At 41.4% G+C, this 8,912-nt stretch carries 8 protein-coding genes and 1 pseudogene; 5 read left to right on the plus strand and 4 right to left on the minus strand.

Annotated features, from left to right (window positions below; translation table 11 throughout):
• The 3 genes from IQ229_RS04050 to IQ229_RS04060 form a co-directional block, all read left to right on the plus strand.
• On the plus strand, positions 1–818 hold an 818-nt coding region (locus tag IQ229_RS04050; RefSeq protein WP_194041500.1), incomplete at its 5' end, for a hydantoinase/oxoprolinase family protein.
• 72 nt (positions 819–890) lie between these two features.
• Entirely contained in the window at positions 891–1,271 is a 381-nt protein-coding gene (locus tag IQ229_RS04055; RefSeq protein ID WP_322743940.1) for a TrmH family RNA methyltransferase, read from the plus strand.
• A 117-nt stretch (positions 1,272–1,388) separates the two neighbouring features.
• The gene (locus tag IQ229_RS04060; RefSeq protein ID WP_194041504.1) at positions 1,389–2,999 is read left to right on the plus strand and encodes a hydantoinase B/oxoprolinase family protein; all 1,611 of its coding nucleotides are present in this window, start codon (positions 1,389–1,391) and stop codon (positions 2,997–2,999) included.
• Between the two features lie 58 nt (positions 3,000–3,057).
• Here the strand turns inward: IQ229_RS04060 and IQ229_RS04065 are convergent, their stop codons facing one another.
• Together IQ229_RS04065 and IQ229_RS04070 are read right to left on the minus strand one after the other, a co-directional pair.
• A complete protein-coding gene (locus tag IQ229_RS04065) occupies positions 3,058–3,879 on the minus strand; it encodes an alpha/beta fold hydrolase (RefSeq protein WP_194041506.1) in 822 nt (273 codons plus the stop codon).
• Positions 3,880–3,933: 54 nt separating this feature from the next.
• On the minus strand, positions 3,934–4,326 hold the full coding sequence (locus IQ229_RS04070; RefSeq protein ID WP_194041508.1) for a carboxymuconolactone decarboxylase family protein: 393 nt from the start codon (positions 4,324–4,326) through the stop codon (positions 3,934–3,936).
• 222 nt (positions 4,327–4,548) lie between these two features.
• On the opposite strand from IQ229_RS04070, the gene IQ229_RS04075 reads away from it, so the two are divergent.
• Positions 4,549–4,965 (plus strand): (2Fe-2S) ferredoxin domain-containing protein, encoded by a 417-nt coding sequence (locus IQ229_RS04075; RefSeq protein WP_194041510.1) that lies wholly within the window; start codon positions 4,549–4,551, stop codon positions 4,963–4,965.
• Between the two features lie 271 nt (positions 4,966–5,236).
• Here IQ229_RS04075 and IQ229_RS04080 read toward each other — a convergent pair whose 3' ends face one another.
• Positions 5,237–5,806: a nuclear transport factor 2 family protein gene (locus tag IQ229_RS04080; RefSeq protein WP_322743939.1), complete on the minus strand. Its 570-nt coding sequence runs from the start codon at positions 5,804–5,806 to the stop codon at positions 5,237–5,239.
• A gap of 700 nt (positions 5,807–6,506) precedes the next feature.
• Entirely contained in the window at positions 6,507–8,480 is a 1,974-nt protein-coding gene (locus IQ229_RS04085; protein ID WP_228013101.1) for a type IIL restriction-modification enzyme MmeI, read from the minus strand.
• Between the two features lie 174 nt (positions 8,481–8,654).
• Between IQ229_RS04085 and IQ229_RS04090 the strand changes: the two are divergent.
• Positions 8,655–8,912: pseudogene (locus IQ229_RS04090) on the plus strand (GNAT family N-acetyltransferase); the annotation flags it as partial.

The following is an 8,912-nucleotide window of genomic DNA, read 5'->3' on the forward strand; positions in this document are numbered from 1 at the left end:
CATTAAATGATTGTACTCCTGAACAAGTAGCCGCTGGATTTATTGCGATCGCAGTGGAAAATATGGCGAATGCAATAAAAAAAATTAGTCTGCAACGCGGTTATGATGTTACCCAATATGTGCTTTGTTGTTTTGGTGGTGCAGGTGGGCAAGTTGCTTGTTTAATTGCCGATACATTGGGAATGAAAAAAATATTTCTACATCCTTATGCTGGCGTTCTCTCTGCTTATGGAATGGGATTAGCTGATGTGCGGGCAATTAGAGAAGAAGGAGTTGAACAACCTTTAGCTCAAGCATTAATTCTTAAATTAGAGCAGTTAATGGAATATTTAGAAACTAAAACTAGAAGTAAAATAAATGAAGCTAATGCTCAAGTAGAAATAGTAAAAAAAGTCAACTTAAAATATGAAGGAACTAACTCTACTTTAACCGTTAACTTTGTCGATGATGTGGTATTGATGCGGCAAGGATTTGAGGATGAACATAAATCCCGTTATGGTTTCATTCAATTAGATAAAAATTTAATTGTTGAATCAGCGTCAGTGGAAGTAATTCAGAAAATGGATACTCCCAAAGAACCTTTAATTATTCGTACTCGTTCTCTAAATGAAGCACCTGTATCTGTTGAGACAGTCAGGATGTTTACTGCTGATAAATGGCATAATGCTCCTGTCTATCGACGGGAAGATTTACAACCAGAAGATAGTATTAATGGCCCTGCAATTATTATCGAAAAAATTAGCACAATTGTAGTTGAACCAAACTGGGAAGCAAGATTAACTGAACGTAATCATTTAATTTTGCAACGTTTTAGATAAAGATTTATGATTTAATTTAATTAACCGAAAATACTAAATTTCAGAAAAATATTCGGAGGTTTTCAATGTTAAATTTATCTTCTCTTCCTTCGGAAATTCGCTAGCTTTGATAGCGTAGATCCCTTTGCTCCCGATGTTATTCGGGCATCTATGGGTTCGCTTTTTAACCAGAAGTTTGTACGCACAAGCTTTTCTGCGCTCCGTCACTGGGTACAGAACCACCGCTGTCCTGTTATTGGTGCTTCACCAGATGGAATGTCTGAATTTCATCAGTTTAATTATCCCAATTCTACTCTTCTTTTCCTGGGCGAGGAGCGCCAAGGTCTAACCCCAGAACAGCGAGACTTATGTCAGCATCTTGTTCGGATTCCGATGGTAGGTGCGGTTAATTCTCTCAATCTTGCTGTAGCAGGTAGCCTTTTAATGTATGAGGTTTATAGATCGAGAACATAATGTGTAAAGTGACACCCAACATTAATCAAGTTTTGTGTTGGGTTGCACTTTGCTTAACTCAACTTACATCAGCAAATGTTAAGTAATTCATTGAATTTGAACAAATACGAATTAAAAATGTACACAACATCTCAACCCGATCCTGTTCGCTTAGAAATCTTTAAAAATCTCTATCAATTTATCGCCGAACAAATGGGAATTGTGTTACAAAACACAGCCACATCAGTAAATATCAAAGAAAGACTGGATTTCTCCTGCGCAATTTTTGATTCATCGGGATTATTAGTAGCAAATGCCCCTCATATTCCCGTACATTTAGGTTCAATGAGTGAAAGTGTCCGTAGTTTAATTAACGATAAAGGTAACACGCTAAAACCGGGAAACGTCTATCTATCTAATAACCCTTATAACGGTGGTACACACCTTCCTGATGTCACTGTAATTACCCCTATTTTTTTGGAAAGTAGTGAAAAAAATCCATCCCCCATACCCAATGCTCAATACTTCGACTTTGCTCAGTACAAGTGCCCCATGCCCATCTTTTTTGTTGCCTCTCGCGGACATCAAGCAGATATTGGTGGAATTTCTCCCGGTTCTATGCCTCCACACAGTACCACAGTAGAAGAAGAAGGAATTATTTTTGATAATTTTCTTTTAGTTGAAGAGGGAAATTTTCGAGAACCCACAGTCAGACAGCACCTTGCAAATCATACTTATCCTGCTCGTAACCCCGATCAAAATATCGCTGATTTTAAAGCCCAAATTGCTGCAAATGAACGGGGAGTTCAAGAACTTTGTAAAATGGTTTTACAATACGGGATTGAGACTGTTCAAGCTTATATGACATTTGTGCAAGCTAATGCTGAGGAGTCTGTTAGGCGTGCGATCGCAGTTCTCAAGGATGGCTCATTTACTTATAAAATGGATGATGGGGCACAAATTAAAGTTAAAGTAACTATCCACCCAGAAAACCGCAGTGCTACCATTGATTTTACTGGGACTTCTCTACAACTAAATAGTAATTTTAATGCTCCTAAAGCTGTAACTCAAGCAGCAGTTTTATATGTCTTCCGTACTTTAGTTGATGATAATATTCCTCTCAATGCCGGGTGTCTTAATCCTCTAGAAATTATTATCCCGATTGGCTGTATGCTCAACCCAACCTATCCAGCAGCAGTAGTCGCGGGTAATGTAGAAACTTCTCAAACTATTGTGGATGCTTTATATGGTGCTTTGGGTGTTATGGCTGCTTCTCAAGGAACGATGAATAATTTTACTTTTGGTAATGAGCAATATCAATATTATGAAACCATCTGCGGCGGCTCTGGCGCGGGGATTAATTTTGCTGGCACTGATGGTGTTCATTCTCACATGACTAACTCTCGTTTGACCGATCCAGAAGTTTTAGAAACCCGTTATCCTGTACTTTTAGAAAGCTTTAGTCTTCGTCCCCATAGCGGTGGCAAAGGAAAATATTCGGGTGGTAATGGAGTTGTCCGCCGCATTCGATTTCTTGAACCGATGACAGCTAATATTCTCTCTGGTCATCGGGTTATTCCTCCTTTTGGATTAAATGGCGGGGAAGCAGGAAAAGTAGGACGAAACTGGATACAACGTCAGAATGGAATTGAAGAGAATTTAGACAGCACAGCAACAGTAGAAATGAAAACTGGGGATGTTTTTGTAATAGAAACTCCTGGCGGTGGTGGCTTTGGTAAATTCTCTTAGTTAGTATTATTTGAGATTCTCGAAACAGGGTTTTAGGAAGTAATCTAAAATCCAAAATCTAAAATCCAAAATTGCTATAAGCTGGCTTCAACTTCCCCAGAAAATTGAGCATGGCTGAAACTACAGCATCCGGCGACTCAATCAAGAAGCCGTGACCACCACGTTCGATGACTACAAGTTCAGCATTGGGAATACCTTGAGCAAGTTGTTGGGAAAACTTTAGCGGGGTGAGAATGTCTTGTTTACCAACCATAACTAAGGTAGGACAATGAATTTCTTGGAGGCGGTCTATTGTGTCACTACTAAGGATGGCTTGGCTGTGATGATAAAGTGAATGAGTCGCAGGTGGGAAAGGATATCTGATCGCAAACTCAATCAGACCTTCGATCATGTCAGGAATTGAGTAGAAGGCATCTGTAAATATCCAGGGCAATATGACTTTTTCGTAAAGTTTTAGGTCTACATTACTAGGAAGTTCTCCCCAAGTCTCGATGATGCTGTTGAATAATGCATCACCTTTTGCCAAAGATGAGAGTAGCATCAGACTTTTTACCTTTTTAGGCTGTGCTAAAACTAACTCTTGGGCTATCTGACTACCCATTGAATGGCCTGCTAGATGCACCCGATCAATGCCGATGCGATCAAGCAATGCTGCAACGTCACTAGCCATTTGTTTCAGACTATAGGGGTTTTCGGGAGCAGAACTTCTCCCCATACCTCGGTTATCCAAGCGAATGACTTGATACTGTGAAACCAGCGATGGCATAATCAGCGACCAATAGGCATGATCGCAAAGAAAGCCAGCTATTAATAGCAAAGGCTCACCCGTCCCCTTAATATCGTAGAACAAATCAATCCCGTTAATCTGAACCTTGGGCATAGTAAATGATTCTGCTAAACCTTATTTTTAAGTAGGATAGATTAAGTTATACTCCTACGTCTTGAATTTTTCGTCCACCGGAATTTGATAGCCATTGGCGAGGCGATTGGTCATATTGGCAGTAGCTGCGATCGCCATTAGTTCCCCGAACATAGTATCATTCATACCCTTGGCACGTGCTGCCGCTGTGTGCGAGGCGATGCAATACTCACAGCCATTGGTTACACTCACAGCAATGTAAATCAGTTCGCGCATCAGTGGATCAATTTCACCAGGGCTAACCATCACTTCCTTTAACGTTTGCCACGTTCGTTGCAGGGTGGGAGGATGGTTGGCTATGGCTTTCCAGAAGTTATTGATGTAGTCATTTTGACGTGTAACGCGGATGTCGTCATACACTGCACGTACTTCGTCGCTGGCTTCTTCGTATTCGATCAGCTTAGTCATGTTTTAATTCCATATAGTTTCCCCAGCGAGTGGGAACCCCTAGATTGTAATACTGAGTTGCAATTAAAGATAGTAATATCATGTCCTCTTAGCGTCCAGAGGTGAAAATTCTACATCGTCTACAAACGACTTGGCATAGACTAGCATTTCTTGGGCGATCTACTAGAACAGACTAAACAGGAAATTTACACTATCTTGTCAGAGAAATAGGTGGGGTAGTCCATGAAAAAATTCCTACAACGTATTAAAGCATTACTTAAACGTATCCTCAAGAGGTCTGCATCCAATTCTCAGCAACCATTGCCTCTAATAAATACTCGATTAGAAACTTCTATTCCAACTGTTTCTCCCCGATGGGAATCTGGTTTGGTGCTTGTGTGTTCGCAATGTGCAAACGAGCAGTTAGGCTCAACCGCTTCCGAAGATTTAGAGAATTGGTTGAAATCTCGTTTAAAGTTTGAGGGGTTATGGGGTGATTTTCGGGTGGTTAGCACCAGTTGTTTAGGAGTTTGTCCCCGGATGGGCATTACTGTAGTGATTGTCAGTAATGGAAGTCACGGAAATAGTCCATGCTTAATTGTAAATCCTCGAAGCGATCGCGAACTTCTCTATTCATATATCAAGCAGAATAAAGACTAACTGCAAAGGTTGTTTATCTTGCACTATATTTTGCTCAATTGGCAAATAAAAAAGGGTGTGAATATTTTAATTCACCCCTTTTTTCAGGTCATAAGGCAATACGGTTCAGTTATGGCTAAAACTCTTTGTCAAAGTCAACTTTTTTAACGAACCGCAGAGGCGCAGAGGAAACAGAGAGAAGAGAAAAAATGCTTAACTGAACTGTATTGGGTCATAAGGGAGGTAAAGAATACTTATCCAACCCGTATTAGTGTTATTCCAATCTCAAGAATTATTCTTTTAAACGAGGTATATTTGGTCTGATAAAGGTAGCTGAGGAGTTAGCACTTCGGGCATTAGTGCTTGAAGAAGCAGTAGTTGGCGAACTGAGATTCAAGAAATCGATGAGTTTAAGGGTACGATTACGAATTTTCCAGCGTCCATTTCTATTGACGACTTGATCTTCATAAGTGCCATTAGCAACATCAATGCTGGTTTCCGAACGTTTGTGAGTCGCATGGAGGTAAGAAGTCATCGTTGCTTGATTATTTTGAACTGAAATGTTTATTGTACCCATCAAGTGTTGAGTAGCTGTATAACCATTTCCTTGAAATACTGAATAGACAAAATCTGCCCAAGAATCTGTCCCATAATTTGTTTGAGTTGCCCCATCAGGAAAAATGGCAGTGAGAACTGCATCTTGAGTAAAACAATCCCGATAAATATTCTTTCCTTCTTGGAGATTTCCTCGACCAATGGCGTCAGTTCCCAGAGCGTAACAGGATGTTAATTTTTGAATTTCTAGTTCCGCACTAGGTTGAGCTGCACTTGCTAGTTCAAACTTACCTCCAACAAACAGCACAAGAGTAACTGCAAGCACAATAAAAGTTATACGATTTAACAGGAACGAAATAGCTTTTGAAACTATTCCCCTATTTTCTCTTCTTTTTTCCACAAGATGACTCCCTTAATTATTTACGATTTTTGCATCTTGTACTTTACTACAAACTAAAGTTTGGGCTAATAATTTTAGCCCATCAAAACTGTCTAATATGCTTGTAGACTTCACTAGTAATTGACTTTTATATCTGCTAGAAAATCTTTTTTCTAGTAAATGATAAAGCTAGTACATACAAGATTTGATGTATACAATTAGTTATAACAGTTAATTAATAAGTTACAAGTGCTAATTGTGACTAAGTTTGTGTTGATTTGATTAAGTAATAAAGTCACTACTTACATACAGGACTTACGCAACTGTCACCCTTGAGGAATAGTAAATTTCTCGAAAATTCACTTTATAAAAATTGCCAATGCAGATATAAACTAATTTAACCAAGAATACCGCATACCGTCCGCACCCATGCCGAAAGAACCCAACACATACTCTCTATTAACACTAATTGCATTGATAATCGAATGCAAGCAGGACTTACGCAACTGTCGTATTATTTTAAGCTTGTAGTGAGGACTTTAGTCCTCAAGATAAGGGCTGAAGTCCTCACTACAAACAAAAAACTTTTATTTTTTGTGACACTTGCGTAGATTAACGAAGAGTGAACCTATTGATCAGTAAACCAAAAAGTTTTTCCCAAAGAGCGATCGCTATGAATTATCGTATTCTGATTGCGATCGCTGTCAATTATCGTATTTTGGTTGCGATCGCTATGAATTATCGTATTCTGGTTGCGATCGTTATCAATTGTCGCATTCTGGTTGCGATCGCTAATTCCCAGGCGGGTATCGTTTTCCTCGCGTTCCCAAGCTTCCACCACCTTCTCAGCCAATTGACGACAGGTTTCTACCAAAAACGCACCAGAACCCATCGCCAAATCACAAACTTTCAAAGATAAAATCTGTTCCGCAGTCGGTTTTTCTCCCAACGCCTCCAACACCGGACGCAGGGTTGTTTCCACAATCGGTTTAGTGAGTGACCTGGGCGTATAATGCGAACCAGAACGCCTGCGTTCTTCCCCTGGCTGCAAGTACAGCGAACCCACAGGCAATAAATTAGGTGTTTGCCGTGATACCTTCCGACCTAGTGCAATCACTATATTTTCTAACGTCTGCGCCGCCTTCAGTTCCTTGAGGACATTCCCTGATACCTCACAATTTGCCCACTCCTTCAGTAACTTCTGACGGTCAGCTGACTTTGCTGCCAAAATCGCCGTCACATCTACTACCACCGTCGTAGAAACCTTTGACCCCTTGGGCTTGCTGTAAACTCCAATACTCGGACTTTCTGCCCGTTCCACAGCAAAACCCATAATGCCCTCATACACCGAGCCAATTTGCTCCACATCTAACGCCCGATAAGACAGGCGCTCCCCTTCTAAAATTAGTAGCTTTTCTAACAAACGATACACCACACCATCGGGAATTCGCGGAGGCTCGATTGGTTGACCCTTGACAAACTTACTACCGCGTGGGCGACCTTCCAAAAACGCATACTCATCCGGGTCAAAAAGCTGACCATGCCGTGCTGGTAAATACTCTGGTGTTTGTCCGCCGCCGTCATAAACCAATCGAAACAAACTCAACAGCCACACCCACGCCCCATAACGCTGATCCATCGTGTCAGGGTAATTTCCCACGTCTTCTCGTAGCCGTTCATACAATCCAGATACAGAATAGTTACGCTGGTAAATATCGTCTGGTGGCATTAACCCTTCGTCCTCAGCGTAGAGCAAAAACACCAGCCGCATCAGTGTGGTGATTAATCCACCATAAATGTGTTGCGGATTTGTTGCAGCAATTTCACTTAAGAGCTTACCATCAACAGCCGCATCCGCCATCTGAAACCCACGCAGCAGTTCCCACAAAGCATCTAGTACTTGGTTAGCCAAGGTTGTAGAAACTTCTGCTTGGTACTTACGGCTATCTTCCAACAAATTTTGTAAACGACGACCTGTAGTAGCACTAAACACACGAAATGCCGACAGCAGCATTTCCATCGCCCCCAAAATCAGCCGTCCAGACACCTCACACATCGCCTGTACTGGAAAAGTCAAATGTCCAGAAGACTCGCCACGGGGCGCATACACCAAACGCAGCAACCCACCATTACACAACAAACCTATGGGTATTTGCGTCTCCCGCAACAACCGCTCAAATTTAGCTTGGGGGCTGGCGTGCCAACCACTGCTAGACTTAGTTAATTCTGGTGCGACTACATCCAAGTCAGTACCAGAAGAAATTATTTGCACCAAAATCTGCGGCTTGTCGCTATCCGGGTCAGGCACAATATAGGTAGGCGCAAGAATTTCGCTGTAATCAGTTAAAGCTATCTCGTATTCTAGTGATGGTTTAACAAGATCACTATTAGCCCAGCTTAATACATTAACCACAAAAGCCGGAAAATCAGCAATATAGCCATCCTCATCAACCGCAGCCAGCAATGATTGTTGCAAATCTACAATATTGCGGTTGACCACCGCCTGCGCCTTTACCAACGCCGGGGGAGATACTACCAACCCTACAGGCTGGAGAAAACCCAACCACTCTTTATGTCTCGTGATTTCTGGGTCAATCGCCATCGTTTCTCCTTTGCGGTCTTTGAGTCTGGTACAGTTTGTTTACTTAATCTGATAACATCAAAATCTGCTAATGCACACGCCAGTCGCTACAACGGAGGAGACCTCCGCAACGCGCTGGCTCACGATATTGGTGCGATGCGAACAAAAATATAACTAATTCGCGGTCAAGATAGCATGACCGTAGAAGCAGATTTAGTAGAATTAGTGCAAAAGCACGTCAATGATTATGCCTCAGAGTGGAAAGAACAATTAAGATTGTACGGACAAGAAGATAAATTTTGGGACTGGGAGTTTAAACTTCAGTTCGTTATTCACAGACAACCAAACCGCGAAGGCTATGCAATTGAGTACGAAGGCGAAACTCAAGGGTTAATGCTGATTGAAACTCAAATGCACGGTTCGCGTATCAGTGAGGGTAAACGGTTAGTATAC

Source organism: Nostoc cf. edaphicum LEGE 07299 (genome assembly GCF_015207245.1).
In the GTDB taxonomy this organism is placed as follows: domain Bacteria; phylum Cyanobacteriota; class Cyanobacteriia; order Cyanobacteriales; family Nostocaceae; genus Nostoc; species Nostoc edaphicum_B.

What these genes read in the sequence shown, in the direction of transcription:
- IQ229_RS04060 (WP_194041504.1), top strand. Translation starts at nt 1,389, where the DNA reads ATGTACACAACATCTCAACCCGATCCTGTTCGCTTAGAAATCTTTAAA.
- IQ229_RS04070 (WP_194041508.1), bottom strand. Translation starts at nt 4,326, where the DNA reads ATGACTAAGCTGATCGAATACGAAGAAGCCAGCGACGAAGTACGTGCA.
- IQ229_RS04065 (WP_194041506.1), bottom strand. Translation starts at nt 3,879, where the DNA reads ATGCCCAAGGTTCAGATTAACGGGATTGATTTGTTCTACGATATTAAG.
- IQ229_RS04085 (WP_228013101.1), bottom strand. Translation starts at nt 8,480, where the DNA reads ATGGCGATTGACCCAGAAATCACGAGACATAAAGAGTGGTTGGGTTTT.
- IQ229_RS04075 (WP_194041510.1), top strand. Translation starts at nt 4,549, where the DNA reads ATGAAAAAATTCCTACAACGTATTAAAGCATTACTTAAACGTATCCTC.